Source organism: Pseudoneobacillus rhizolycopersici, from assembly GCF_054786815.1.
The window spans coordinates 25346-49940 of record NZ_JBTOOE010000020.1; the positions used below are offsets into that span (position 1 = coordinate 25346).

Consider the following 24595-nt stretch of genomic DNA (forward strand, 5'->3'; position numbering starts at 1 on the left):
TACCGATCCTCTCCCAAAAATTTCATTTTTTTAATTCATATTCCGTGAGCAAGATGAATATGTTCCTTTGATGGGGATAAATGAAGCAGTCAAATTGCTTTGAAAAGGAAGATGCCGTTTTGCTGGACTCTTTATCCGATGTAAAAAAAGAATTGAAAAAAAAGCTAAAGAAAAAATCGTCCTGTCACCCGCCCAGTTTATCAAAAAATGATAAAAAATGGATTGAGCTTATAAGAGAACAGACGAGACAACTTAACCAAAACAATGTAACAAGGACGCAAGCTTATTTACAATTTTACCTTCAGTATCCTGAAGTACATTGGGCCCTTCTTGGACATATGATATCCCGAAACGTCGGTTGGAATATGACGGATTTAAAAGGGGACTTGCTGACAAAACTTCTAACCGAAAGAGATCAGAAAGCCTTTTTTTCCTTTTTGGAACGCGGTAGTTGGTTGATATTTCAAGATGTATATCCTCAATTCTTAGTTTATGATCTGAGTGTGAGGAGGAGCAGTGAGATGTTCCACCTTTTACCTCTATTTTATACTTCTACCTTCATGGAGACGATGTGGCGTTATTTTTGGCGCAGCGGGGATAGCTCTACCTTGGCGATTGCGATGGTGATAAATGAACAAAGCTATTTGGAAAAAAATTTGATTCAAAATAATCATTTCAAAAAAACCGTAACCGGTTCGGTTAGTTTCAAAATGTATGATTTTTTGCGAATGAATAACATTCTTTTTCCCTACTATGCGGGGGGGAAAATAGAGAAAACTTCACTTGTTGGCGCCACGGCGCGGCATTTCACTTCCCTCCACGAAAGAATTTTATTCGGGAAAAATTTATATTCCCTACTTTTTCAGCGTGAAGAGATTCTGGAGGGGGTCTTAAAATGGGCACATAAATGCCCTCACACCGGTTCTCGGAAAGATTATTGGCCTGATTTGTTTAATGATGTAAATGAATCTTTACCACGATCCCTCTATAAACGACGGGTCAAGAATTGCATGTTAAGAGAAGGCGCTAAGCGGCTGTACAGTCCTGCTTTAAAATACGCCTGGCCGAATACCTCTCATGAAGATACGAAGAGCAGAGATTGGTTTGGCGATTGGCATGTTTTGGATTATATCCATAAGGAAGTTAGTTTCGACGGTGAAATTTTAAATAATTATTGTAAAACCCTTGAGACAATTGAACTTGCGGTTATGGCGAAGGAAGCCCTTCTGTTACGTGAAGAAGAATAATTAATATGGTTTTATGTAGTTGATAAAAAATCGCTGGTATAGTATCTGCGGTGAACCGTACCATAAAAAGATGAGGTTTTTATTTTTTTCTTAGGTAAAAATGAAAATAATTTTGTATTCCTTACCATATAAACAACCTTACCTTGTTGAGGAATTGGTTGTTTATATGGTCATCTTTTTTAATATTTTTATTTAAGTTTCTCGTAATATAGGAAGAGTACAACAACGAAAGGATCCACCTGATTTAATGATTTCTGTAATATCTACTTCAATAACCTCAAAGCCTCGGTTACGGAGCTGTTTGTTTACATTCTTATTAACGGGTAGACTTAATACCCGCTTATTTCCAATACTGAATACATTTGTACCTAATTGAAATTGTTCTTCTTCCGAAACTTCAATTAAGTTATAGCGGGAAGCAAAAAGATCGATACTTTCTTTCGTTAAGGCATTTGGGTAAATGAGGGCCACTTCAGATGAAACGACATTAAATACACAATCTAAATGCAGGTATTTTTCTTTAAATGGGATGGGAATAACATCGAATTGATTCAAAAGTCGTTGTAATTGTCCAGCAGCTTTTTGATCCGTCCGATTACTCAGTCCCACGTAAATGGTTTCCCGATCAATTACAACATCTCCTCCTTCGATTCGTTCCTCGACTAAATTGTAATAGGAGATTTCTTCATCTTCGAGCCATTGTTTTAAGACATCTTCCTCTCCTTCTCGAACATCCGTCGCCATCTTTGCAACAAAGATTGTTTGTCCTAATGTAAAACCTATATCCCTTGTAAAGACCTGTTCAGGATATTTTTTATGATAAGGTAATAAAATTACTTCGATGCCATTATCTTTTAGAGTTTTGACAAATTCACCATGCTGCTCTAATGCACGCTCAATATGAATACCTTCATTCTTAAAATGCTCTTGCGTTTCATTAATTACTTCGCGAATTGTCATATATTGAGGCTGACAAAGAATGACTCGTTTTAATACATCGTATTCACTCATACAAAAAGTCTTATTGTTTGTATTGTGCCCTTCTACCATTTTTATGCCCTCCATATTCTCTATTTAAATTTAGGTTTTCCTAAACAACCGGTATTATTTACAAACTAACATTAAGAAACCTAATTGCACTTTAGGAAGGTAAACAAGAAGAAGAGTCATAGTAAAAACCGCTAGTTTAATAGGTGAGGTGAATCGTACCATAAGTAAATAAGTTTTTGTAGAAAAACCTTTAGGTACAACTGGCTCAACAGTTTAGATATTTCTAAGCTGTTTTTGATCCTTGTTTACTTTAAATTAAAAATAAAATTTATAGGAAAATTTTTGATTATAAGCTAATATATTGCTATCAACTTTTTACAATTAATTAGGAGGACTGGATGTTTAAAAAACCGTTATTTTCTTATTTATTTTTTAACTTCGTCATAACATGGGGATTATGGTTTGTCATTGTCTTTTTTGATACAGCGGATAAGCTGTCTGAAAGTAGTCCATTTTTTATTTTATTTATTCTTGGTGGACTATTAGGACCTGTTTTAGGGGCTTTATTAGCTAAAATAATGGTTGGTCAAAAAGGGACACTTAAGGCATTTATGAAAGAAATTTTCAAAGTGAAAATAAAATGGGTTTGGTACCTCTACGCCGTTTTAGTTCCTCTGTGTTTAACGATGATTCCTAGAATAATTGATTGGTTAATAACAGGTAAATTCGATCTGAATTTCACAGAACCTTTATACATGGCATTCTTAGCCTTGCCAATTTATATCATCGCAGGTGGACTTGAAGAAACCGGATGGAGAGGAGTCATGCTCCCTCAGTTACTAAAAAAATATTCCATTCTTGTCTCAACCATTATATTAATTCCGACCTGGACTCTTTGGCATTTTCCATTATGGCTAATTAAAGGAACTCCTCAACATGGTTCAAGTTTTGCCGTATTTTTTCTATCCGTAACCGTTCTATCCATTTTACTTACAGTCCTCTACATCGAGACAAAAAGTATTTTTATTTGTATCATCTTCCATGCTTTCTCGAATTCATTTGGTGCTGTAATAGGGAATTTGAACTCACCTGCTTCTGCAACAGAATGGATCTCGACATCTATTAAGCTACTTATTTGTTTCCTATTTTTTGCTTGGTATTTACACAACAAAAAGTATTCGAAAATGACCAACCAAAAACAGTCAGTTGTTTATTAAAACTAAGAACCATTTTATATTCTCGTATATTTTATTTGTATTCAATCGAGGGCTTACCAAAAACTATTACACTATAAAGAGTATTTTGGCACCTTGCATAAGGTTGGCTATTCGCCTGGAGATTTAAGCATAATCATTGTAGTTGGGGAAAATAGGATTAAACGGGGTTTTCAATTATGAAAGTAAAAAAGGATGTCTTGATTTAAGACATCCTTTTTGTACGAATTTTATTTTGTATAGTTATCGAAGTAACCTTGGATATAGACCATTGGTGTTCCTTTATCCCCACTACCAGAAGTTAAATCAGATAATGATCCAATGAGGTCCGTTAGTCTACGAGGTGTAGTGCCTTGTGCTTCCATCGCACCAACTAGGTCTTCGTTTTTATTTTGAATGTATTCAGAAATAGCTTGTTTTAATTCTTCTCCACGCAGATGTGAGAAGTTGTTATCTGCTAAGTATTTTAATTTCACTTCGTTTGGAGTGCCATGAAGTCCTTTCGTGTAAGCAGGTGATACGACTGGATCCGCCAGTTCCCAAATTTTACCAACTGGATCTTTGAATGCCCCATCGCCATAAACCATTACTTCAACGGTCTTACCTGTTATTTCTTTGATTTTTGCTTGAATCCCATTAACAATTGGTTGACAGTTGTTTGGAAATAATTTAACACTGTCTTCAGTTGCTTTATTTGATCCAAGTAGACCATAAGCTTCATTAAAGCCGCTGCCATTAATTGATTCCGCCAGAATATCATCAAGTCCAAATACTTTTTCAGCACCATTGTTTGTTAAGATCCGTTTTGTTCTGAAACGTGAGTGAATATCACAAGTCAACACATTCTTTGTATAGTCTAAAATGGTTTTTGGATTGTTTGAAAAAACGACCTCGCAAGCTATCCCTTCAGCTTGAATCAGGGATTTATAGTATTCGATGTAATCAACACCTGTAAATGGATGTTGGATAAAACCGAAATGTTCACGGAATTGAGCTTCAGATAGTACATCTGTCCATGGATTTATGCCTTTTTCGTCTAGTTGGTCGAGGTCTACCAGGTGGTTCCCTACTTCATCAGATGGATAGCTTAACATTAAGACAATACTCTTTGCCCCTTTTGCTATCCCTCGTAGACAGTTTGCAAACCGATTACGGCTGAGAATCGGAAAAATGATACCAATGGTTTCGTCACCGAATTTTCCTTTAATATCGGTTGCTATATCTTCAATGGTCGCATAGTTTCCTTGTGCACGAGCCACAATCGATTCCGTTATGGTGACAATGTCACGATCCTCTATCGAAAAGCCTTCGATTTTTGCTGCGTTTATTACTGTATCAACAACGATTTGTTCGATATGATCTCCTTGGTTGATGATGGGACCGCGAAGCCCACGAACTACTGTTCCAACAGCTCTTGTCAATTTTATCTCTCCTCTAAGCAAGTACACATAGTATGGATCTATGTACTTATGTTTCAAACACTATGAGTTTACTATACCTTTTTAAAGTGATATAAGTAAAATTAATATTTTTTATATCCTATATAAGGAGAGCTAATATGATTGGAAGATTGGATTTATATCGTATATTTAACGTCGTTAGCCGTAATAAAAGTTTTTCTAAAGCAGCACAGGAATTATATATGACACAATCTGCGGTCAGTCAAGCTATTATGAAGCTTGAGAATGAATTAGAAATACAACTTTTCTATCGAACATCCAAAGGCATAGTATTGACAAATGAAGGGGAATTATTAAATGAGCATGTTCATTCCGCTTTAGGAATGATAAACGTCGGAGAAGAAAAAATCTTAGAAATAAAAATATTAAAGACTGGACAATTACGTATTGGGGTTGGAGATACCATCTCTCGCTATTTTTTATTACCCTATTTGGAAGAATTCCATGCAAGATATCCTGGAATCAAATTAAAAATATTAAATGGAACCACAACGGAAATCTGTGATTTTATTAAATCAGGAATGGCAGATGTAGGAATATGTAATTTGCCAATCTATGATGACCACCTTCAAGTCATACCGTGTAAGGAGATTCAAGATATTTTTGTATGTGGGCAAAAATTTAAAAAATTAACGAATAAACCGATTAGTTTATAGTATTTAATGGGAATGCCACTCATTTTTTTAGAAAAGAAATCGAATTCTCGAATGTTTGTAGAAAATTTCTTTAATAAGAGGGGATTTCATGTTTCACCTGTGTTTGAACTTGGGTCCTATGATTTAGTATTAGAGTTTACAAAAATCAATTTAGGCATTTCTTGTGTCATAAAAGAGTTTTCAAGGGATTATTTAGAAAGAGGAGATTTATACGAGATCACGCTAGAAGAGGAAATTCCAAAAAGGAGTATTGGCATTTGCTATTTAAAAAATATTCCGTTATCACGTGCTGCAAAGAAGTTTGTAGAAAGTATAAATAATGTCTGAAGTAGTAATACCTCATTTAAATACATCCGTTTTGTGATAAGATAGGTAGGTAAAAATGAGACATTATTTAGTAATTTAGCAGAAAAAAGTATGAAAGTGGGTAAAACGTTGACAATAATTCAAAGTATCATTGATTTCATTCTACATATTGATGAACATTTAGTTGAAATTATCAAAAACTTTGGTGGGTGGTCATATGGAATCCTATTTCTAATTGTATTTGTAGAAACGGGAATTGTGATTTTCCCTTTCTTACCGGGTGATTCTTTATTGTTTGCTAGTGGTGCTCTTGCCGCTATGGGGGCTTTTAACATTGCTTTACTATTTGTTATCTTTATATTCGCGGCAATAATTGGGGATACTGTAAATTATCATATCGGTAAGAAAGTAGGGACTACCATCTCACATGGAAGTTTTATGGGGAGATTGATTAACCAAGATAAAATGAGGAGAGCGGAGGATTTCTTTAATAAGCATGGAGGAAAAACCATTTTGATCGCTCGTTTTATGCCGTTTATTCGTACGTTCATTCCTTTTATTGCAGGAGCGAGTCGGATGAATTACCGTTATTTCTTGATTTACAATGTGGTAGGTGCCGTTTTGTGGGTGGGAATTTGTACGCTCTTAGGCTATTTCTTTGGTAATATCCCAATTGTCAAGGACAACTTTTCAACGGTTCTTTTAGCCATTATCTTTATTTCTGTGTTGCCAGCTATCGTCGGTTTGATTCGGGGGCAATGGAAGAAAGGATAACGGTTGTTTTTTATAAATTCCATTAATAGGTCGGAGAATTTGTACAAAAGAATAGGCTAAACAAGGTTAATTAATGTTGACCTATTGTTTAGCCCATCTTATTATTGTGTGTAGATATTAGATTCTATGTTTGAAGCTAAATTAATTTCCGTTTATCTCCTTTATTTGTATTAAAATGGTTTTCTCCCCACTGGCTCATTATTTTCACTAAATCTAAAGTATATTTGCCATAATCAGTTAACTCATATTCTACTTTTAGGATGTTTTCTTTATATTCCGTGCGGGTGATTAGTCCGTGCGCTTCTAAGTCCGACAATGTTTGAGAAAGGACTTTTTTTGTTATGGCAGGTATGGACCTATAAAGCTCCCCAAAACGACGGGCACCATATCTTAGCTCCCAAAGAATTCTCGATCTCCATTTAGCACCTAAAATTTCCGCTGTTATTTCTACAGGACAATTGTATTTATCCCTCACCCAAATCACCCCTTCTTGTTATTATGGATACTTTTACCATACCACGGTTTGAAATGGCAGTCACTTAGTTACCAAAAAGTTACCTACCTGAGTGGTTACATATTTGTGCCTAATTGTACCCTAATCATTTCAAAAGTATGATAAATATAAATTTTAGCGGGAGGATAGATGTTATGACCAGATTGGTACACTTAGGAGATATTATGAAGTTAAGAAAAAGTGTACGACAGTACGATCCAAATAAAAAAATTTCCAATGAACAAATTAAACAAATAATCGAACTTGCAACATCCGCTCCATCTTCATGGAATTTGCAGCATTGGAAGTTTATTGTGATCTCTACTACAGAAAGAAAACAAAAATTATTTCCTATCTCTTATAATCAAGAACAAGTTATTACTTGTTCTCATCTTATCGTGGTACTTGGGGATACGGAAGCTTATAAAAATGGAGAAGAAATTTTTGCTGAACAGGTTAAACGCGGTTGGATGAATAAGAGAGCAAAGGATATTCAAACTGATGCTATTTTATATGCTTACAGCCATAATTCTGAAAAGTATGGAGTGCATGACGCAATTCGTAATAGTTCACTTGCAGCTATGCAAATCATGCTTGCAGCTAAAGTTTATAATATTGACTCGTGCCCGATGTTAAGCTTTAAGGAGAAAGAATTAAAGCAGTATTTGGAAATTCCCGACCGGTATATACCTGTGTTAATGATTTCTTTAGGCTATGGAACAAAGAATCCCTATGAAACCCTTCGTTTCCCTGTTGAAAAAGTGATGATGGAGGAGTGTTTTAAAGAGGTCTAAGGAACAATAAAAGAAAAAATTATGGCTACCCAAAGATATGGATTAGAAAAAGTGAGCATACCTTGTCATAAAGAGACAAGGTATGCTCACTTTTTGCTTTTCTTAGTCTTTGTTCATTACGCTATGCTTTTTACCATAAGCAAAATATAAGATTAGCCCAAATACAAACCAAATACCGCATGCAACCCATGTATAAACAGAAAGTTGAGTAATTAAAAATAAACATAATAAGAATGAACAAATTGGTAAGATTGGAAATAATGGTACTTTAAAACCACTAGATGGTAGATCTTTATTCTTTCTTAGGTAAATAATGCCGATCGAAACGACTGTAAAGGCAAGTAATGTTCCCATGTTCACTAGTTCTGCTAGTTTAGATAACGGGACAAAGCCCGCACAAAAAGCAACCAGTGCTGCAAACACCCATGTATTTTTTACGGGTGTTTTATATTTTTTACTTAGCTCATACATACTTTTCGGCAGCAACCCATCACGGCCAAACGCGTAAAGAAGTCGAGTACCGCCATAGGTCATAACGAGTATAACTGTCATCATTCCAACGACGGCACCAAGTGAAATAATGCCAGCTACCCAATCTTGATGAACGATCTGCATCACATAGCTAACTGGGTCACTTACATTTAGCTTGATATAGGAAACAATCCCAGTCAAAACAAGCGAAACAGCTACATAAAGAATCGTGCAAATAAACAATGATCCAATAATTCCAATAGGCATATTACGTTGTGGGTTCTTGACCTCTTCTGCAGCTGACGAAACAGCGTCGAACCCAAGATAAGCAAAGAAAACAAGGGCTGCCCCACTCATAACGCCATTTAAACCGAACGGCATGAATGGTTGCCAATTAGCAGGCTCAACAAAGAAAATACCAACTCCAATAAATAAGAGAATAACCCCTACTTTAATAAATACCATGATGGTATTAAACTTCGTCGATTCTTTTATTCCCAGCGTTAAAAGAAAAGCAGTGGCAAGGATAATAGCTATAGCCGGTACATTTACATAAGTTCCAGCTGCTGGATGAAAAGAACCAGAGATGGCTTTAGGTATGGTAATATGAAAACCTTCTAACAAAGCGCTTAAATAAGCAGACCAACCAGTTGCAACGGCTGCTACGGCTAAGCCATATTCTAGCAACAAAGCCCATCCAACTAACCAAGCGACTAATTCTCCAAATACGATGTACACATACGTATAGGCACTACCCGTTACTGGTACGGATGAAGAAAATTCTGAATAACACATAGCCGCTAATGCACAAACAATAGCTGCTATAATAAAGGAAAAAACGATAGCCGGTCCAGAGTGCTCCGCAGCTACAGTCCCAGGAAGAATAAATATACCTGTTCCAACAATGGCACCTACCCCAAGAAGCATTAAATCAAAGGCTCCTAACGATTGCTGAAGTTGGTTATCTCCCCTTTTTTTCAGTAATTCTTGGAGATTTTTTTTCCTGAATAATTCATTTTTCATATTGAGCCCTCATTTTTTAAAAATATGTAAAAAATTCTATCTATTTATTTCTAAAAGGTCAATTGGTTTTGTCGAATTTCCAAGATTTTTGTCGAATAATATGCCTTTTTTAAAAATCCAAAAGTGGAGGCGAAAATAGTTTACACGTAATGGAACAAATCTATCCTTTCAAGAAAGAGCTATTTAACTTATAAAGGCTTTGAGGGCGATGGTGTATGTTAGGTTATAAAGAGACCATAAGAGCAAGAATGAGGATGAAATGGATATCGATTACTTGTTAAAATGGTTCCAAGTATAAGTAATGTGTCACAATGAATGAGTAGAGTTTATGGGAACTAGCACAGGGCAGAGAGGATAGTGAAGTGAGATATGGAGGCGAATATTAACCTTTCATTCGAAGAGATGTGGGAGAAAATCATGGCGTGCGATCGAAAATATGATGGTCTATTTTTTACAGCCGTAAAAACAACGAAAATCTATTGCCGCCCTTCCTGCAGATCAAGGAAACCGAAAAAGATGAACGTAGAATTTTACTATGATATCTCTGAAGTTGAGAAAGCTGGTTATCGCGCTTGCAAAAGATGTCAGCCAGAAGTTGAGCAGTCCCCTCATGTTGTGCTTGTCACAAATATCATTTCCTTCCTAGTCAATCATTATAAACAAAAATTGATTTTAAAAGATATAGCCGATAGAGTTGGTTTAAGTCCCTATTATTTGGAACGACTATTTAAACAAGAAACATCTGAGACCCCACGTGCTTATTTAGAAAAAATACGCATCGATAAGGCAGCTCATCTACTAAAATGCAGTAACTTAACAAACCTTGAGATTTGCTATGAGGTGGGGTTTCAGAGCCCTTCCAATTTTTATAAAGTATTTCGAAACTTAAAAAACTGTTCTCCTAGTGAATATCGAAAGGAACTTCTAAATGAATTGGGTTGACTATGAATCCTATCTAGAGATTTATCCTCCAAAGGAGTTTAATTTTGAAGAATGCTTAATTTTTTTAGGAAGATCCAGCTTGGAAGTGCTTCATCAAATGAATGAGGGGTCCATATATAAACTACTAAACGTGAAAGAATCTTTGGTATTATGTGAAATTGGATTCATTGATCATGTCATAAAAGTTGAATTCCCCATAAGCCCCCCACCGATTCACTTGCGCCAAAAAGTGGCGGAGTATATTTGGAAAGAATATGCAGCAAATTGGAAAGGTTGGCAGGCCTATGCTACCTTTTATCTTTGGAGGTCCTTATATGACAAAAATATATAAATTAGACTATGAATCACCAATAGGGGTGATAGAAATAGTTGGTACTCATAAAGCGATTCGTTCTATTTTATTTTCTGAGGAATCTAAAAAGGTGAATCTTTTACAGGCTGAAACTCCTCCAGTTTTAGCAGAATGCTATACCCAACTTGACGAATATTTTAAAGGTGAGCGTTGTGACTTTACTTTCCCCTATCAATTTGAAGGGACCGACTTTCAAAAAACAGTATGGGAAGCTTTAATCGAAATCCCCTATGCCGAAACGGGGTCTTATAAGGATATTGCTATTTCCATTGGGAACGAAAAAGCGATTAGAGCTGTAGGGAGTGCAAATGGGAAAAACAAGTTAAGCATTGTCATTCCTTGTCATAGAATAATTGGTTCAAATGGCAAATTAACTGGTTATGCAGGAGGCTTATGGAGAAAAGAATGGTTGCTTCAACACGAAAGATCTGTAATAAGAAGGCCCCTTCTCTAGTTTCCGTTAGAGAAGGGGCTTCATTCTGTTTGATAGGCTTGTTATCTATTCTTATCCAACCGTATTTCATCCATTGGTTGGGCATTTCTTTTATTACCTCTTAGTATTTCCCCTTCATTCCTTAAGCCTTCTAGCAATGAGTAGCACATGACAAGCAAAATAATGGCAAATGGCAGCGCAGCTGCGATGGAGGCAGTTTGCAATACTTCTAAACCTCCGGCAAGCAGTAAAACAGCAGCTAATGCAGATTGGATGATACCCCAAGTCATTTTAATTTTATTAGAAGGATTCAACGTTCCGCCTTCACTTAGCATACCCAATACAAAGGTTGCCGTATCGGCAACAGTGATATAGTAAATGGCAACTACTACGAATCCTAAAATGCTTAACAGGGTACTTAACGGTAGATGATCGAAGAAGATGAAAATGGATAAGGATACATTTTCGACGATATGGTTTGCTAAATCACCGTTTCCAGGATTTTGAACAAGCTCCAGTGCTGAACCGCCAAACACGGACATCCAGAGACATGTTCCAAGTGTGGGAACAATCAATACGCCAATCACAAACTCCTTTATCGTCCTCCCTCTTGAAACCCGGGCAATGAACATGCCGACAAACGGAGCCCAGGCAATCCACCATGCCCAATAAAATAAGGTCCATGAAGAAATCCATTGTTCACCTTTTCCAAAGGGGCTTAACCGCAAACTCATATGTAAAAAATCACTTAAATAAAGTCCCATTGTATTGAAAAATACTTTGATAACGGTTAAGGCCGGGCCGACAAACAAAACCAGTACCATAATGGCCACTGAAAAAAGAATGGCTGCGTTGGATAAGTACTTGATTCCTCTTTCCAATCCAGTGTTAATGGAAATGATAAAAAGGACTGTTGCAACCGCAATGACAACCAACTGAATAAATAAAGTATTAGGAATGCCGAATATGTCATGCATACCGGCAGTAACCTGCATGGCCCCTAGCCCCAAAGAGGTAGCAATACCGAAAACGGTTGCAAAGATGGATAGAATATCAATGAGTTTGCCAATCGGTCCGTGAATCTTGTCACCTAAAATAGGATGGAACGCTGAACTGATGGATGCAGGAAGCCTTTTATTATACTGAAAAAAAGCAAGGGCTAACCCAATTACAGTGTAAATGGCCCACGGGTGCAGGCCCCAATGGAAAAAGGTATATTTCATTGCCGTGTTGGCTGCTTCAACGGTATAACCTGTCCCGACCGGAGGGGCAGTATAGTGGGTTACTGGTTCGGCAACGCTCCAGTACACAATTCCGACCCCCATACCAGCACCGAACAGCATGGCCAACCAGGAAGCGGTAGAGAAATCGGGCGTATCCGTTTTCCTTCCAAGTCGGATATTTCCGTACTTGGAAAATAATAAGTAGATAGAAAAAATAATGAAGAATAGAGTGACACTAAGATAAAACCAACCAAGGTAGTCAATCGAGCTATTATAAATGGCATTAGTGACTTTGGTAAGATTATCTGTAAAAAAAACTCCCCAAATAATAAAAATGAGGGTCAGTAAAAGAGAGATCATCAACACACTGTTTTCTTTAACCTTATTCATGGTATCCTCCCGGCACTTTATGAATGATTGACTCTATAAATTTATTTAGCCTTATCCGTTATGAAATAGATGGTATTGAAATTCCCACTTATTGTGATCCATCAACTCTTCATACGGCACATCAAAACCGCCTCCAAGAGAAATGGTTTGCCCATTAATGGCCACCACCATGGCTTCGATTAACCTATCACTATCTTTCTTTTTATAAATGTCTCCCAGCTGCACAGTTAACTCACCGTATGAATGAACGGTTTCCATGCCAGCGTCATCTAGGTTATCGATTACATTTACCATATCTTTATAGTCAATAGGATGACTGTCAGGAGCACGACCAGGTACCATCAATAAATATTCAGTATGCTTGATACCATCCAAATCGCTTGTGATGACCCCATTTTTATCAACCGTTTCAACCACTTCAATTTCATTTAAGGAATAATGATCCAGGGTATCGGGAGCGGGATTGTTAATTAAAATATAGTCACCAGCTACAGGTCTTTGATGATTCCGAAGTGTGTAGACTTTATGGGAAAAAATAAAGCTATCATTTTCCCTTGGTATGTATTTCTCCACACTCGCTGCATTGGTTATATGCTGTGTTAAATCTCTTAGCTTTATAAGATGAACGGAGAGTTTATACATTGGTTTTACGCCATATACTTTATGTAGCTCATTGTTATAGTACACAAATTGCCCTTTTCTCACTTGATACAGTTTCACAACTAAATCTCCCTTCTATCATAAGTAGAGTAAGAATCATAACAGCATGGAAAATACGATGCATTTGTTCTATCATTTAAGATGCCCTTTTGAGGGTAAACATGATGCATGGTTGGATAATTTCTCTTAGGAGTAAACAATCTCTATTCGACTTAAACTATGGTAAAAGGAAGGTGGCAACCTACGATGCACTCCATTCATAAAATAGGTAAGAGTTTTTGGTATATCACCCCAATATCGGTAACTGACCGCCCCATTCTAGGAATGGTAGTCGGTACTAACAAGACATTAATGATTGATGCAGGCAACTCGGAAGACCATGCCAATTATTTTCTGAAAGAACTTTTAAATAAGGGGGTCCCTAATCCTGATATGGTTGTTCTTACCCATTGGCATTGGGATCATATCTTTGGGCTTCCAGCATTATCAAATATCGTTTCGATCGCTTCCAAAATGACAAAAGAAGAAATGGAGAAGCTAATTCCGTTTTCATGGTCAGACGAGGCATTAGATGCACGAGTGAAAGAGGGGGTGGAAATTGAATTTTGCTCAATAGCAATTAAAGAGGAATACAAAGATCATCGAGATATCAAGATTATCTTGCCGGATGTAACGTTTGAAAAACGGGTGGAAATTGATCTTGGCGGGGTAACCTGTATCGTACAGTATGTTGGAGGGGATCATGCTAGGGATTCAGTCATCGTATATATCAAAGAAGAAAAGATCCTCTTTCTTGGAGACTGCATTTATCCTAATATGTATTCCGAAAAAGTAAACTATACCATCAAGGAAACGCTTCGACTACTAGATGAATTAGAATCATTCGATGCCGATACATATATACCTTCGCATCAGAAACCAATTTCAAAAGAAGAATTTAACCAAGAAGTGGCCAAGCTTAGAACCATTGCGAAATATTCGGAAATTTGCGGTGGTGATAAACAGAAAATAATCGAGGAATATGAAAAGCATGTAAAAAGAGAACTTACAGAAGATGAACGAGAAACGATAACCGACTTTGTAAATGGTTATTAAACAAAGACCCACTCTTCAAGGAGTGGGTCTTAACTTTTTGTAACTACTTTACTAGAATCTATAAAACCAAACTAACGATAATACCCGAAAGAATGCTTACAAGCGTGGCGCCAAATAATAGTTTCAATCCAAAACGTGCGACAACATTCCCCTGATTTTCATTCAGACTTTTGACCGCCCCGGTAATAATACCGATGGAGGAGAAGTTGGCGAAGGAAACGAGGAATACAGAAAGAATTCCAAGTGTACGCGCACTAAAGTGATGATTGCCTCCTGACAAATCCATCATTGCGACAAATTCATTTGTCACCAGTTTAGTCGCCATAATACCCCCAGCATTAACCGCCTCCGATAAAGGAATCCCCATAATGAAAGCAATAGGGGCAAATAGATAACCAACTAGACGCTGAAAAGATATATGAAATAGTAACTCAAAAACATGATTGACTCCCGCCATTAAAGCAATGAACCCAATTAGCATAGCACCAACGATAATGGCAACTTTAAATCCATCAAGGATATATTCCCCGAGCATTTCAAAAAAGGATTGTTTTTCCTGCTCTTGTATTTCCAATATATCTTCACTTGGTTTTACCTCGTAAGGATTAATAATAGATGCTATGATAAAACCGCCAAATAGATTTAAAACTAACGCTGTGACAACGTATTTTGGCTCTAGCATTGTCATATATGCACCAACTATGGACATCGATACAGTCGACATCGCCGAAGCACATAAAGTATATAAACGTTGTTTCGAAAGCTGGCCTAGTTGTTTTTTTAACGTGATGAAAACCTCTGATTGTCCAACCATTAGCGAAGCAACAGCATTATATGATTCAAGTTTTCCCATGCCGTTCACTTTACTTAATAGAAATCCAATTCCCTTCATGAGGAACGGCATAATTTTCAGATGTTGAAGAATTCCAATTAAAACAGAAATAAATACAATTGGCAGCAATACATTTAAAAAGAATGGAGCCTCACCCTTGTTCGCCATGCCGCCAAACACAAAGGAAACCCCTTCGTTTGCATATTCGAGTAGGATGCTAAAAATAGTAGATATTCCCTTGATGATAATGTAGCCATATTCCGTATTTAACAGAAATACGGATAAAATAATTTGAACGACAATCATCGTGATAATGGGTTTGAATTTTACCTCTTTTCGATTGGAGCTTGCTAACCAAGCCATAAATAATACAAAAAGAATACCTAAAATAGAAATACCATATTGCATGTGTTACCTCCTGATGAAATTAAACATGATGTACACGCTTCCAGTATCGTTATCACTAGTAAGTTACTGTAGTATGGTAACTTCTTTTATTTATGATTGCAATGGATAAATTGTCCATATGTACAACGAACCCTTATCTGTCTTATTGTTAAAGAAAAAAATGACCGGGAAATCCCAGTCATTCTCTTCATTTTCTTTCAAGTTGGTTAATTGAAATCACCGAAAAAGGTTTGCATTCTTGAAATCACCCTTTTTTCGCCCATAATTTTCATAATATCGAACAAATCGGGTGTATTTATTCTGTTCGCTAGTGCGACCCTAATCACCATTGCTACATCGCCAACATGCCCCTTGTAATGGCTAGGATTGGCTTTATATTGCTTCATATCCTTTGCGAATCCGAGTTCCCCAGCAAGTTCCTTCATTGCCTGGAACCAAGCCTCTCTTTCATTATTAAATCGATAAGTTTTGCTGAAACCGAGGACAATTTCTTTTGCAACTTCAAGACTTACATTTGTAGGTAACTTATAGCCACTCCAGACATCCTTTTCAAACCATTCATCATAATAGAAAGCAATCATTGGCTTCACATCTGACCACTTTGAGTAATCTTTTCTAGGTTTCTCCATAGTTCGACCAATATTTAAAATGTTGGCAGTGTATTCCTTATTCATATCCATTAAAGTATAAAGCTCTGAATCAAATTCCTTTGACCAAGTGTAGACATGGTCAAAGACTTGCTTACCAGTGAGTTTAGAGATAACATCCTTGCTGATGTCATCCAGTTTATTCATGTCAAATAAAGCGCCACTGGCATTCATTTTATCAGTGTGAATAAAAAAGTCTCTAAACGATAGATGAGGGTTTGCTAGCCTCCATTCTTCAAAGTTGGAATTAATAAGATTCATAAAGTATTCATTTAAAGAAACCCCAGGGTATCCTTGTTCTTTGTAATACTCAGCGGTACCATCAAGATCCTTCCGTTTACTAAATTTTCGCTTCGAAGTTCCGACCCTCTTCATTATCGGTGCGATATGTCCGTATTCTGGTCTACTAAAACCTAAGGTTTCAAACAACTGAATATGGATCGGCACGGATGAGAGCCATTCATCTCCCCTAATAACATGGGTGGTACCCATAAGATGATCATCTATAGCATGGGCAAAGTGATAGGTTGGTAGACCATCTGTTTTCATAATCACAATATCTTGGTCATTCTCAGGTAATTCAATCGGACCTTTCACCAAATCATGGTACGCTATTCGCTTATCTGGTGACCCTGGGGATTTGAGTCTCAAAACAAACGGTTTGCCATTTGCAATCTCTTCCTTGGCTTCATGAAAAGAAATATCCCGGTGTTTCGCCCATGGACCATAATAACCCGTATTTACTTTTAAGTTTTGCTGATTAATTCTAATCTTTTGTAAATCGTCCGTATCACAGAAACAAGGATAAGCTAATCCACTTTGGACTAAATGCTTCATAAATACCTGATAGATTCCTATGCGTGAACTTTGTTTGTAAGGTCCGTAATCCCCCTTTTCGCCACCTGACTGATGAGGTCCTTCATCGAAAGGAATTCCGAAATATTCTAACGAATGGATGATGTTTTCGATGCTGCCTTTTATTTCACGTTTTTTATCGGTGTCTTCTATGCGCAGGAAAAAGACGCCATTGCTTTGGTGGGCTAATTTTTCCGATATTAAAGTGGCGTAAAGCCCCCCAATATTCAATGAACCTGTTGGACTCGGTGCAAAACGTGTTACCAAAGCAGATGAAGATAATTTTCTGGGCGGATATAGTGAATAAATATCCGCCGGTACCTGAGTGACATTTGGAAATAGCAGTTCTGCCATGTTTTCATTTGACATCATCATTTCCTCCTCTACGTTCAAAATAAAATAAAAAAGCCTTTCATCCTATTAAAGGACGAAAGGCTTGCTTCCGCGTTACCACCTAAATTGGTTAAAAACCCGCTCATGATGCAGCAATATATGATCTTAGCTGCATATTTCTTTAACAGGAAATTCCCGGTAGACTTACTCCCATTTTTCGGTCTACGGCTCCAAGGCTTCTTTCATAAAGCTCGAATACCCAATTTCACCAGCATGGGCTCTCTACGATTCGAGTGATTCATTACTCTTCCTCTTCATTGCGTTTTTCAATATGTGGTTATAATTAGTGATACAGTAATACAGTATAAATAGATTGTCAATAATAAATTTGGATTTTTCACTCATGACTTCTTGGCAAGACGTCCTAAAAAAATCTTGCCTACCGTATGAAAGAAATTCAAAATAGTCATTTCCTTATTAACCTAGATATATGCTAGGTACAATTAATCAATCCTGTTTATAAAAAAAAGAAAATCACTACCCTTTCATGTTAAGAGGTTAGTGATTTTCAAAAATAATCTATTAGTTACGAATGAGATAATCAAAAGCGCCTAATGCTGCTGTGGCACCTGATCCCATAGAAATGATGATTTGGTTATAAGCACTGTCTGTACAATCCCCTGCAGCAAATACACCAGGAATTGTGGTCGCTCCACGCTTATCAACGATGATTTCACCGATACGATTACGTTCAAGAGTGCCTTCTAACCAATCGGTATTCGGAATCAGTCCAATTTGGACAAACACACCTGCTAATTCGATATGTTTTTCCTCGCCTGACTCACGCTCAACATAAGTAATACCATTCACTTTATCTGTTCCAGTAATTTCTTGTGTTTGAACATTTGTTAGGACCGTTACATTTGGTAGACTGTATAGACGATCTTGCAGTACAGAATCTGCTTTTAGCTCCGGATTAAACTCAAGAATGGTTACATGTTTGACAATCCCTGCAAGGTCGATAGCTGCTTCGACACCGGAATTACCGCCGCCAATCACAGCAACGTCTTTGCCGGCAAACAATGGACCATCACAGTGTGGGCAGTAAGCTACCCCTTTATTCTTAAATTCAGCTTCACCTGGGACTCCGATATTGCGCCAACGAGCACCTGTTGAAAGGATGACTGTTTTACTCTTAAGAACAGCACCGTTTTCCAGTTCAACTTCTATAAGGTCTTTCTTTTCTAAACGTTTAGCACGCTGTAAATTCATGACATCAATGTCATACTCTTTCACATGCTCTTGAAGGTTTGCAGCGAGTTTAGGACCTTCAGTAGCCTTTACGCTGATAAAGTTTTCGATGCTTAATGTGTCCATAATCTGACCGCCGAAACGTTCAGCCACAATTCCTGTACGAATGCCTTTGCGTGCTGCATAGATGGCAGCACTCGCACCCGCAGGACCGCCTCCAACAACAAGAACATCGAATGGCTCCTTATCCGCAAACTCGGACGCATCGGGAGCACTTCCCATTTTCGCAAGGATTTCTTCTAGTGACATACGGCCGCCACCGAAGGATTCTCCATTAAGGAAAACTGTTGGTACAGCGAGAATGTTCTTGCTTTCCACTTCTTCTTTATAAGCAGCCCCATCAATCATCGTATGTGAAATGTTAGGGTTAAGAACGCTCATCACGTTCAATGCTTGTACAACATCCGGACAGTTGTGACAACTTAGACTAATGTATGATTCAAAGTGATATTCGCCCTTGATGTTTTTCACTTGATCAATGACTTTCTGGTCGACCTTTGGAGCTCTTCCGCTCACCTGAAGTAAAGCTAACACTAGTGAAGTGAATTCATGACCGAGAGGAACACCGGCAAAAACGATCCCAGTGTCTTCGCCGATACGATTCACACTAAAACTTGGTGTTCTTTGTAATTCGGTTTTCTCTACTTTTATTCTAGATGACATGGTGGCTAATTCATCCACTAAAGTCAACATGTCACGAGAAACATCATCGGATCCTGCGTTAACTTTGAGGAGGACATCGCCCTCCATCATTTGAAGATATTGGGCTAATTGTCCTTTAATATCTGCATCAAGTAACATGAATGGCACTCCTTAAATCTTGCCTACAAGATCAAGGCTTGGCTTAAGTGTAGAAGCACCTTCTTGCCATTTTGCCGGGCAAACTTCACCTGGGTTGTTACGCACATATTGTGCAGCCTTAATTTTGTTAACAAGAATACTTGCATCACGGCCAATGCCGCCTGCGTTGATTTCAACTGCTTGTACAATTCCGTCCGGATCGATGATGAAAGTACCACGATCGGCAAGACCTTCTTCTTCATTCAATACATCGAAGTTGCGAGAAATTTTTTGTGAAGGGTCACCAATCATAACATATTTGATTTTATTAATCGTTTCTGAGTGATCATGCCATGCTTTATGGGTAAAGTGTGTATCTGTTGAAACAGAGAAAACTTCAACTCCAAGACTTTTTAACTCTGCATATTGGTTTTGAAGGTCCTCAAGTTCAGTAGGGCAAACGAATGTAAAGTCTGCAGGATAGAAGCAAACAACACTCCATTGGCCTTTCATGCTTTGTTCAGTAACTTCAATAAACTCACCGTTGCCGGCATCATAAGCAGAAGCTTTAAATGGTAGAATTTCTTTTCCGATTAGAGACATAAATAATCTTCCTCCTAATATGTTTTTCAATCTTAGATAGATAAGGTAATGCTAGAATTAAAAAAATAAGGAAATTAATGATTATTATTCCTTAATTAAAATAATTCTAATACAACACTTATTATTATATAGAACTTATTTCTTGTCAACAATAATGCTAGATATAAAAAAAGTTGCTGCGTATCATAGTATAAAAAATATAATCCAAAAATTAGGAGAGCGGTGACAGGCACCATGTGAATTTTTCACATGGTGCCTGTCACCGCTCTTTTTACTCTAATCCGAAGTATCCACAAACGACGTAGCCGACTGATTTTGCGGCGACGATTAGGGAGTCTTCGTCGATATCAAATTTGGGGTGATGGTTGAAATAGGGCTTGTCTACTCCTTTTGGCTTACAGCCGATGTAAAAGTAGCAGCCTGGGATTTTCTCTAAATAGTAGGCAAAGTCTTCGGACGGTGACAGCATTGGATATTCAATGACTTCTTTAATATCCGGATCATTCGCATGTTCAAGGCTTTCTTTCACTTGTAAAGTTACCTCTGGATCATTATACAAAGGTGGGTAATCAGAGGTATAGGTTAAGTCACACTTAACGTCAAACTCGGTTTCGATCCCACTGACAATACGGCGAATTTCTTTCTCAATGATTGCCTTTGAATCCAGATCCATGTAACGGATATCTCCTTCAATCTCAACCCGATCTTTAATGACATTAAAGGTACCTTTACCATCAAAAGAGCCAATCGTGATAACGCCCATATCAAAAGGATTTAAGCGGCGGCTGATCACAGTTTGCACCGCCGTTACGAAATAAGAACCAGCAACAATGGCATCATTAGCCATATGTGGGGAAGAACCATGACCGCCAACACCTTGAACTCCCAATTTAAGATAAGATCTGCCCGCCATTGAATTCCCGCTGTGGTATCCAACAACTCCTGCTGGATTATACGGTAGCAAATGAATCCCAAAGATATTATCCAGGTCATCCAGCGCACCTGAGTCCACAATGCTTTTTGCACCACCGGGCGGGACTTCCTCTGCATGCTGGTGAATAATTTTAATGGTGCCCGGTATCTCATCCTTTAATCTAATAAGACAATCAGCAAGCACTAATAAATAGGCGGTATGGCCATCATGACCACAAGCATGCATCACTCCTTCATTTTTTGATTGAAAAGGCAGTCCCGTTTCTTCGTGTATAGGAAGCGCGTCAAAGTCAGCACGAAGACCAATTGTTTTTCCCGGCTTTCCACCTTTAATCGTTACAATAATCCCATAACCATTCCCAACATTTGACTGAATTTCAACATCTTTATCTTGATAAAAGTCTAAAATATATTGCGCGGTTTTTTCTTCTTTAAAGGAAACTTCCGGATTCTCATGCAAGTAGCGGCGAATTTCAATCATTTCATCCTTGCGGGTTTCCAACATGTCCATTAATTTTTTTCTCATCTTGAATACCTTCCTTTTTGAGAACTGTTACTCTAGTCCATAGTAGCTGCAGACCACTTGTCCAACTGATTTAGCGGCCACAAGGAGACAATCTTCATCAATATCAAATTTTGGATGATGATTAAAATAAGCCGTTTCTACCCCTTTTGGTTTACAACCGATGTAAAAAAAGCAGCCAGGAATTTTTTCTAAATAGTAGGCAAAGTCTTCAGAACCAGACAGCATCGGGTATTCCCCGACTTCTTTAATGTCTGGGTCATCCATGCTTCTTAGGCTTGCCACGACCTCTTCGGTCACCTTTGGATCATTGTATAAAGGTGGATAATCAGCTGTATAGGTGAGCTTGCATTTTACATCAAATTCCACTTCAATCCCTTTGATGATCCGATGCACTTCTTTCGAAATCAATTGCTGTGTTTCAACGGTCATGTAACGCACATCACCTTCAAGCACCACACTATCTTTAATCACGTTGAAAGTTCCTTTTCCGTCAAATGAGCCAATCGTAATGACACCGTGATCGAACGGATTGAGCCGTCGGCTAATGACTGTTTGGACCGCTGTTACGAAATGGGCGGCAGCGACAATGGCATCATTGGCCATATGCGGGGAAGAACCATGACCACCAACCCCTTGGATCACCAATTTGAAAAACGATCTTCCAGCAAGGGAATAACCACTATGGTAGCCCACAAATCCAGCAGGATGGGTAGGGAAAATGTGAATCCCAAATATATTTTCTACATCATCAAGCACGCCTGATTCAACGATGCTTTTGGCTCCTCCAGGAGGTGCTTCCTCAGCGTGTTGATGAATAATCTTAATCGTCCCGGCAATTGAATCCTTTAATCTAATGAGACAATCAGCCAGAATGAGTAAATAGGCGGTATGAGCATCATGACCACAAGCGTGCATGACCCCTTCATTTTTTGATTTGAAGGGAACATCTGTCTCTTCTAAAATAGGAAGGGCATCAAAATCAGCACGAAGCGCAAGCGTCTTACCGGGCTTACCGCCTTGAATTATCACAATCAAACCGTAACCATTACCGACATTCCTCTGCACCTCAACATCCTTGCCTTTGTAAAAATCAGCAATATATTGAGCGGTTTTTTCTTCTTTAAAGGAAAGCTCCGGGTGTTCATGTAAATAACGGCGAATCTGAACCATTTCATCCTTACGAGACTCCAACATTGTCATTAGTTCTGTTCTCAACTTCCTGATCTCCCTTTATTTATTAAAAGCGCTAGCGCCGTAAGTTATGGTGCACTAAAAATAGATTTATTCCGTAACTGGAGTTGGATTCCCGGTTGGTTGAGGTGCTTTTTTTCCACCTTTTCTTCCAGGAATAAACGCCATGATTGAAAGTAGCGAGAGGACCGCAAAGATGACATTTGTGATAATGCCTGCTGCTGCTGCTGCCTCCAAGCTCCCAATTGTTTGAATCGCGCTATATACAGCGGTTGAAATGGCCACACCGAATGATCCGCCGAGTGAGCTTGCCATCTTATAAAGACCAGAAGCTTCCCCAATCTTATTAGAAGGTGCACTTGAAACCGCCGTATCTGTAGAAGGGGTGGCGTAAATTCCAAGGCCGATTCCGAAAATGGCGAAGCCAAGGAAAACGATGAACGTATAAATGACACCAGGTAAGAACGTTAAGCCCATGACTGCGACACCGATTGTCGTTAAGATGGCTCCCCAAATCATAGGACTTCTAGCACCTGCTCGTTGTAAAATTTTCTCACCTACGCGAATCATTGCTAATACGGCTACTAAATAGCCAAGCGATAACATGCCTGATTGGAATGCGGTAAATCCGCGTCCAACTTGAACATACGTATTGGCAATCACAAGAGTTCCGGCAACTGCGTTTAATAAGAAGTTAGAGAAAGTTGCCCCTGCATATGGTTTATTTTTAAAAAGAGATAAATCAATAAGAGCATGTTCCTTCTTTTTCTCCACTCTTACGAAAATAAATAGACCGATGAGAAATATGGCGGTAAGACCTAGAGTTAATGGGCTTGTCCAGCCAAAATCTTTTCCCCGTGTGATAACAAGGTTTAAGCAAAGCATGGTGACGATAAAGATGGCCAATCCGCTATAATCGAACTTGAACGCGCCTGACTCTTCCCCTTTACTTTCTGGAGTATCTTTAATCAACCACATCGCTAGGAGAGCAAAAACAATCGAAAAAATGAAAATCCATTTCCAACCCATATAGGTGGCAATTGCACCGCCGGCAAAGGAGCAAACCCCAGAACCACCCCAGGAACCTATCGACCAGTAACTTAAGGCACGCTGGCGCTCCGCTCCTTCAAAATACTCTTTCATCAACGCAATTGTTGCAGGCATAATACATGCAGCTGAAATACCTTGAATGACACGACCGATGATTAAAAGAACTGCCCCATTGGCAAGAATCAAACAGAGCGAACCAATCACACTTAAAATTAAGCCTAAATTCGTCATTTTCTTGCGACCAACCTTATCGGCAAGCCCGCCAGCAGCAACGATAAACATTCCTGAGAATAAGGCGGTCAAACTAATGCCGACGTTCAGCATACCTAATGAAATACCTAAATCCTTTTGAACGGCCGGAACGACGTTAACCATTGCTTGGGCAAACAACCAAAACGTAATAACACCAAACACAATTCCAGTAATCATTTTATTGGTCCCTTTATAGCCTGTTTCCATGGTGAACCTCCTATAGGTCTTATTGACTAACCTTTATCGAAAAAAAATTGAATTCTAAAAAATAGTATTAGAATACAATCTCACCTCTATGCGCACGTCAACTAGAAATAACCAGTTTTTGTTGGGAGAACTTGCATATTTTAA

Annotated in this window: 20 protein-coding genes, 1 pseudogene and 1 other annotated feature; of the genes and pseudogenes, 8 read left to right on the forward strand and 13 right to left on the reverse strand. The window is 38.1% G+C overall.

All coding sequences use genetic code 11. The features are described 5' to 3' along the window. The first annotated feature begins 80 nt into the window (after window positions 1-80). Window positions 81-1247 (forward strand): DUF2515 family protein, encoded by a 1167-nt coding sequence (locus tag ACX9YW_RS17495; RefSeq protein WP_460348811.1) that lies wholly within the window; start codon window positions 81-83, stop codon window positions 1245-1247. A 192-nt stretch (window positions 1248-1439) separates the two neighbouring features. On the opposite strand, the gene ACX9YW_RS17500 is transcribed toward ACX9YW_RS17495, so the two are convergent. Then, window positions 1440-2297, reverse strand: a complete 858-nt coding sequence (locus ACX9YW_RS17500; protein WP_460348813.1) for a dimethylarginine dimethylaminohydrolase family protein — start codon at window positions 2295-2297, stop codon at window positions 1440-1442. Between the two features lie 338 nt (window positions 2298-2635). Between ACX9YW_RS17500 and ACX9YW_RS17505 the strand changes: the two genes are divergently transcribed. Further along, window positions 2636-3454: a CPBP family intramembrane glutamic endopeptidase gene (locus ACX9YW_RS17505; protein ID WP_460348815.1), complete on the forward strand. Its 819-nt coding sequence runs from the start codon at window positions 2636-2638 to the stop codon at window positions 3452-3454. Window positions 3455-3681: 227 nt separating this feature from the next. Here the strand turns inward: ACX9YW_RS17505 and ACX9YW_RS17510 are convergent, their stop codons facing one another. Continuing rightward, window positions 3682-4872 carry a coenzyme F420-0:L-glutamate ligase gene (locus ACX9YW_RS17510; protein ID WP_460348817.1) on the reverse strand — a complete coding sequence of 397 codons (1191 nt, stop codon included), beginning with the start codon at window positions 4870-4872 and terminating at the stop codon, window positions 3682-3684. A gap of 137 nt (window positions 4873-5009) precedes the next feature. Here ACX9YW_RS17510 and ACX9YW_RS17515 point away from each other — a divergent pair. Then, window positions 5010-5894, forward strand: a pseudogene (locus tag ACX9YW_RS17515) (LysR family transcriptional regulator). Window positions 5895-6002: 108 nt separating this feature from the next. Then, the gene (locus ACX9YW_RS17520) at window positions 6003-6647 is read left to right on the forward strand and encodes a DedA family protein (RefSeq protein ID WP_460348819.1); all 645 of its coding nucleotides are present in this window, start codon (window positions 6003-6005) and stop codon (window positions 6645-6647) included. Between the two features lie 136 nt (window positions 6648-6783). On the opposite strand, the gene ACX9YW_RS17525 is transcribed toward ACX9YW_RS17520, so the two are convergent. Continuing rightward, window positions 6784-7122, reverse strand: a complete 339-nt coding sequence (locus ACX9YW_RS17525) for a winged helix-turn-helix transcriptional regulator (RefSeq protein ID WP_460348821.1) — start codon at window positions 7120-7122, stop codon at window positions 6784-6786. 173 nt (window positions 7123-7295) lie between these two features. On the opposite strand from ACX9YW_RS17525, the gene ACX9YW_RS17530 reads away from it, so the two are divergent. Beyond that, window positions 7296-7934: a nitroreductase family protein gene (locus ACX9YW_RS17530; protein WP_460348823.1), complete on the forward strand. Its 639-nt coding sequence runs from the start codon at window positions 7296-7298 to the stop codon at window positions 7932-7934. Window positions 7935-8036: 102 nt separating this feature from the next. Here the strand turns inward: ACX9YW_RS17530 and bcaP are convergent, their stop codons facing one another. Further along, entirely contained in the window at window positions 8037-9428 is a 1392-nt protein-coding gene (bcaP, locus tag ACX9YW_RS17535; RefSeq protein ID WP_460348825.1) for a branched-chain amino acid transporter BcaP, read from the reverse strand. Between the two features lie 369 nt (window positions 9429-9797). On the opposite strand from bcaP, the gene ACX9YW_RS17540 reads away from it, so the two are divergent. Together ACX9YW_RS17540 and ACX9YW_RS17545 are read left to right on the forward strand one after the other, a co-directional pair. After that, window positions 9798-10370, forward strand: a complete 573-nt coding sequence (locus ACX9YW_RS17540) for a bifunctional transcriptional activator/DNA repair enzyme AdaA (protein WP_460348827.1) — start codon at window positions 9798-9800, stop codon at window positions 10368-10370. A gap of 314 nt (window positions 10371-10684) precedes the next feature. Then, complete coding sequence (locus ACX9YW_RS17545; RefSeq protein WP_460348829.1) at window positions 10685-11176, forward strand: methylated-DNA--[protein]-cysteine S-methyltransferase; 492 nt, start codon at window positions 10685-10687, stop codon at window positions 11174-11176. Window positions 11177-11217: 41 nt separating this feature from the next. On the opposite strand, the gene ACX9YW_RS17550 is transcribed toward ACX9YW_RS17545, so the two are convergent. Both ACX9YW_RS17550 and ACX9YW_RS17555 read right to left on the reverse strand, forming a co-directional pair. Then, a complete protein-coding gene (locus ACX9YW_RS17550) occupies window positions 11218-12768 on the reverse strand; it encodes a glycine betaine uptake BCCT transporter (protein ID WP_460348831.1) in 1551 nt (516 codons plus the stop codon). Window positions 12769-12819: 51 nt separating this feature from the next. Then, a complete protein-coding gene (locus ACX9YW_RS17555) occupies window positions 12820-13488 on the reverse strand; it encodes a hypothetical protein (RefSeq protein WP_460348833.1) in 669 nt (222 codons plus the stop codon). 186 nt (window positions 13489-13674) lie between these two features. Between ACX9YW_RS17555 and ACX9YW_RS17560 the strand changes: the two genes are divergently transcribed. Further along, complete coding sequence (locus ACX9YW_RS17560; protein WP_460348835.1) at window positions 13675-14523, forward strand: MBL fold metallo-hydrolase; 849 nt, start codon at window positions 13675-13677, stop codon at window positions 14521-14523. 58 nt (window positions 14524-14581) lie between these two features. Here the strand turns inward: ACX9YW_RS17560 and ACX9YW_RS17565 are convergent, their stop codons facing one another. From ACX9YW_RS17565 to ACX9YW_RS17595, 7 genes are all read right to left on the reverse strand, one after another. Beyond that, window positions 14582-15763: a NupC/NupG family nucleoside CNT transporter gene (locus ACX9YW_RS17565; protein ID WP_460348837.1), complete on the reverse strand. Its 1182-nt coding sequence runs from the start codon at window positions 15761-15763 to the stop codon at window positions 14582-14584. 206 nt (window positions 15764-15969) lie between these two features. Continuing rightward, complete coding sequence (gene gltX / locus ACX9YW_RS17570; protein ID WP_460348839.1) at window positions 15970-17640, reverse strand: glutamate--tRNA ligase; 1671 nt, start codon at window positions 17638-17640, stop codon at window positions 15970-15972. A 45-nt stretch (window positions 17641-17685) separates the two neighbouring features. Then, window positions 17686-17925, reverse strand: a binding site (T-box leader). Window positions 17926-18180: 255 nt separating this feature from the next. Beyond that, a complete protein-coding gene (gene ahpF / locus ACX9YW_RS17575; RefSeq protein WP_460348841.1) occupies window positions 18181-19710 on the reverse strand; it encodes an alkyl hydroperoxide reductase subunit F in 1530 nt (509 codons plus the stop codon). A gap of 12 nt (window positions 19711-19722) precedes the next feature. Continuing rightward, window positions 19723-20292 (reverse strand): alkyl hydroperoxide reductase subunit C, encoded by a 570-nt coding sequence (gene ahpC, locus ACX9YW_RS17580; protein WP_460348843.1) that lies wholly within the window; start codon window positions 20290-20292, stop codon window positions 19723-19725. 271 nt (window positions 20293-20563) lie between these two features. After that, window positions 20564-21751 (reverse strand): amidohydrolase, encoded by a 1188-nt coding sequence (locus ACX9YW_RS17585; RefSeq protein ID WP_460348845.1) that lies wholly within the window; start codon window positions 21749-21751, stop codon window positions 20564-20566. A gap of 27 nt (window positions 21752-21778) precedes the next feature. Then, window positions 21779-22966 (reverse strand): amidohydrolase, encoded by a 1188-nt coding sequence (locus tag ACX9YW_RS17590; protein WP_460348847.1) that lies wholly within the window; start codon window positions 22964-22966, stop codon window positions 21779-21781. A 66-nt stretch (window positions 22967-23032) separates the two neighbouring features. Beyond that, window positions 23033-24451, reverse strand: a complete 1419-nt coding sequence (locus ACX9YW_RS17595) for an MFS transporter (protein WP_460348849.1) — start codon at window positions 24449-24451, stop codon at window positions 23033-23035. Between the last annotated feature and the right edge of the window lie 144 nt (window positions 24452-24595).

Bases quoted from the DNA above. Each gene is read 5' to 3' on its own strand.
- ACX9YW_RS17565 (WP_460348837.1), bottom strand. From the start codon at position 15,763: ATGCAATATGGTATTTCTATTTTAGGTATTCTTTTTGTATTATTTATG.
- ahpF (WP_460348841.1), bottom strand. From the start codon at position 19,710: ATGTTACTTGATGCAGATATTAAAGGACAATTAGCCCAATATCTTCAA.
- bcaP (WP_460348825.1), bottom strand. From the start codon at position 9,428: ATGAAAAATGAATTATTCAGGAAAAAAAATCTCCAAGAATTACTGAAA.
- ACX9YW_RS17595 (WP_460348849.1), bottom strand. From the start codon at position 24,451: ATGGAAACAGGCTATAAAGGGACCAATAAAATGATTACTGGAATTGTG.
- ahpC (WP_460348843.1), bottom strand. From the start codon at position 20,292: ATGTCTCTAATCGGAAAAGAAATTCTACCATTTAAAGCTTCTGCTTAT.
- ACX9YW_RS17505 (WP_460348815.1), top strand. From the start codon at position 2,636: ATGTTTAAAAAACCGTTATTTTCTTATTTATTTTTTAACTTCGTCATA.
- ACX9YW_RS17560 (WP_460348835.1), top strand. From the start codon at position 13,675: ATGCACTCCATTCATAAAATAGGTAAGAGTTTTTGGTATATCACCCCA.
- ACX9YW_RS17530 (WP_460348823.1), top strand. From the start codon at position 7,296: ATGACCAGATTGGTACACTTAGGAGATATTATGAAGTTAAGAAAAAGT.
- ACX9YW_RS17540 (WP_460348827.1), top strand. From the start codon at position 9,798: ATGGAGGCGAATATTAACCTTTCATTCGAAGAGATGTGGGAGAAAATC.
- ACX9YW_RS17500 (WP_460348813.1), bottom strand. From the start codon at position 2,297: ATGGTAGAAGGGCACAATACAAACAATAAGACTTTTTGTATGAGTGAA.
- ACX9YW_RS17495 (WP_460348811.1), top strand. From the start codon at position 81: ATGAAGCAGTCAAATTGCTTTGAAAAGGAAGATGCCGTTTTGCTGGAC.
- ACX9YW_RS17585 (WP_460348845.1), bottom strand. From the start codon at position 21,751: ATGAGAAAAAAATTAATGGACATGTTGGAAACCCGCAAGGATGAAATG.
- ACX9YW_RS17545 (WP_460348829.1), top strand. From the start codon at position 10,685: ATGACAAAAATATATAAATTAGACTATGAATCACCAATAGGGGTGATA.
- ACX9YW_RS17550 (WP_460348831.1), bottom strand. From the start codon at position 12,768: ATGAATAAGGTTAAAGAAAACAGTGTGTTGATGATCTCTCTTTTACTG.
- gltX (WP_460348839.1), bottom strand. From the start codon at position 17,640: ATGATGATGTCAAATGAAAACATGGCAGAACTGCTATTTCCAAATGTC.